Annotated in this window: 1 pseudogene; it reads right to left on the bottom strand. The window is 68.4% G+C overall.

The annotated features are described in order from the left end of the window. Window positions 1-354 (bottom strand): annotated as a pseudogene (locus RB628_RS42955) (pyruvate, phosphate dikinase); the annotation flags it as partial.

The following is a 354-nucleotide window of genomic DNA, read 5'->3' as shown; positions in this document are numbered from 1 at the left end:
CCGGGGACTGCGGGAAGTCCTCGCCGGTCTCCCGGCGGATCAGAGTCTTGTACGTTCCGACGAGCCCGGCCAGGTCTGCTGCGTCCACGCCCAGGTCGTTCGCCGCGCCCCGGGCCCGTTTGAGGTCGGCCAGGGCGTTCTCGAACAGGGAGCCGTCGACACCCATCACCGTGGTGCCGAACATCTGCACGAGCCGACGGTAGGAATCCCAGGCGAAGCGTTCGTTCCCGGACACCTTCGCCAGGCCGAGGACGGAGCCGTCGTCAAGGCCGATGTCGAGGATCGTCTCCATCATGCCTGGCATGGAGAACCGTGCCCCGGAGCGGACGGACAGCAGCAGCGGGTCGTCGGGCT

Source organism: Streptomyces sp. ADMS (genome assembly GCF_033441795.1).
GTDB lineage: Bacteria > Actinomycetota > Actinomycetes > Streptomycetales > Streptomycetaceae > Streptomyces.
Note: the sequence above shows the minus strand (reverse complement) of the source record. Positions and strands in the feature narration are given on the sequence as shown.